The 2,270-nt window shown below is 48.8% G+C and carries 1 protein-coding gene; it reads right to left on the reverse strand.

Annotation, left to right across the window (positions count from 1 at the left end; all coding sequences use genetic code 11):
- Window positions 1–168: 168 nt before the first annotated feature.
- Window positions 169–1,824 (reverse strand): DUF4214 domain-containing protein, encoded by a 1,656-nt coding sequence (locus G3446_RS26380; RefSeq protein WP_164456630.1) that lies wholly within the window; start codon window positions 1,822–1,824, stop codon window positions 169–171.
- Window positions 1,825–2,270: the final 446 nt, after the last annotated feature.

Genomic DNA, 2,270 nt, shown 5'->3' on the forward strand with positions numbered 1-2,270 from the left:
CGATACTGGGCTCGCGGCGCACGATTACCCAGGCGGGAGTCACACCCGCTAGAACACGCGGCCTTGCCAGGCCGCACTGTCCCCGCAATTCCCCCGCAGTAACCATCCCCCGGCAGAGCCGGGGGATGGTTACTCCTTTCAAACTGGACGCGTCTTAATCTGACCAAATCAAAGCTGATCGAGGAACCCGGATATGCTGGAAATCGCTTCGTCGCGTGTTGCCATCTCAGCCGTTACACCAGCAATAAGATCCCGGCCTATTTGACGTAGCATACTTTGTTCGGCGGTAGATAATTGGCTATATACAATTCCACGCTCGACTTGCGCGTCTGCGAAGGCTAGTCCCACTTCCACGCGATACCGGAACCTTACCATATCCGTTACTGCATCCTCGTTAGCCCATCCTCCTTCGATCAGAGCTATGATCATGGCGTTCCGTGGTACACGACCCGCCTGTAGTTCGGTTAGCCAATAACTTTTGCCGGCATCATCAGCGGGACGACCAAAGATATTTTCGTATAGTGCCTCAATTAGCGGTTCATAACCAAGATCATCCGGGTATTGTTGCTTCACCAGTTCTTGATCAAAGAAGCTTTGGGCTACCGTCGTTGGAGTCCATCCTGAACTGTTCTCCATCTGGTCCACCCAATACTGTAAGCCTTCGACATCTGGTGCATATCCCATCGTTGCGATGTAGATTTCGGTAACACGCCAGTCGAATCCACTACGATCCAATGGAACGAGCTCAAATGTCGCTTCCACGGTATTGGGCTGTGACATTTGTAGTTCACATATTATGACTTCTCCACTACAAGCACCACTCCAACCTGCGAATACTGAATATAGTCCTGGATTGGCTGTCAACGTGACGTTGATACCTCTCGGGAATGATGCATCACAATCAGTACCACAGTCGATACCGCTGGGTACCGAGGTAACTGTGCTAGAAGCATTCCCTGCCACGATGACAGTTAAGTCTTGCTTGAGTAAAGCATCAACAAAAAACGTCGAAGACGAATCTTCAACTAGCATAAAGTAATCGGTTCTTATGCCGTAGTCAGGGTTTGGGATGTCATCGGTTCCCGAATAGATCGTGAAACTTTTTGTGGAGCCAGGAAGGTTGTTCTCTGAAGTTCCTTTGAGGAGCCACATTGAGCCATCAGACAACATAAAGATTTCTTCTAATGACTGATAATCAAATTCTATTCGATCGCTCAGCAGCTCTGTTTGCTGCGGCAGCGGCTCCACAAAAAACGTTGAAGACGAATCTTCAACTAGCATGAAGTAATCGGTTTTTATGCCGTAGTCAGGGTTTGGGATGTCATCGGTTCCCGAATAGATCGTGAAACTTTTTGTGGACCCAGGAAGGTTGTTCTCTGAAGTTCCTTTGAGGAGCCACATTGAGCCATCAGACAACATAAAGATTTCGTCTAATGACTGATAATCAAATTCTATTCGATCGCTCAGCAGCTCTGTTTGCTGCGGCAGCGGCTCCACAAAAAACGTTGAAGACGAATCTTCAACTAGCATGAAGTAATCGGTTTTTATGCCGTAGTCAGGGTTTGGGATGTCATCGGTTCCCGAATAGATCGTGAAACTTTTTGTGGACCCAGGAAGGTTGTTCTCTGAAGTTCCTTTGAGGAGCCACATCGAGCCATCAGACAACATAAAGATCTCGTCTAATGATTGATAATCAAATTCTATTTGGTCTTGTATGGGGAAGGCTTGAGCATTAGAGTTTTGTGCATTTACTAAAATCAAGAAGCTCAACACAACGAACATTGCCATGTATGGCAATGGCCATGGCTTATGATTATTACCCATGCCTAATATACCCCTTTCGATGATGATAGATAAACGATCGGCCTTGTGTGGCGATAGCCCTTTCTTACTGTCACTCTCAAGGAATTCGGAACGCTGAGCCCACTGTATAGAGCAACATAATAGCCGAAATCGAGTTCCTCGTTAGTTTTTGAAACTAAGCCTGTAAACGCGCCGCCCTTCTGTTAACAATTAAGCATTTATCCATCGGGCGCATGGCTGTGAGCGTGATCTCGCTCCGACGCTTGGACGCCCGATGGATAAATGTCTGTTGGACTAATCCGATCCTGGCACGACGCCGCCGACCGCGCGGATGCGGGCATGCCTTATAGAGAGGGGATTGTATCGGTGGACCATGGATAGCGCGGGAGCGCCGGTGCCACCCGGTCGGTGATGAGGAAGGTCGCGGAGGCCGAAAGCGGGCATCAGAAGGGCTCCCATCGTGCTGC

Source organism: Thiorhodococcus minor (genome assembly GCF_010820565.1).
GTDB lineage: Bacteria > Pseudomonadota > Gammaproteobacteria > Chromatiales > Chromatiaceae > Thiorhodococcus > Thiorhodococcus minor.

Excerpts from the sequence above, each read along its gene's own strand:
- G3446_RS26380 (WP_164456630.1), bottom strand. The coding sequence starts at position 1,824 with ATGGGTAATAATCATAAGCCATGGCCATTGCCATACATGGCAATGTTC.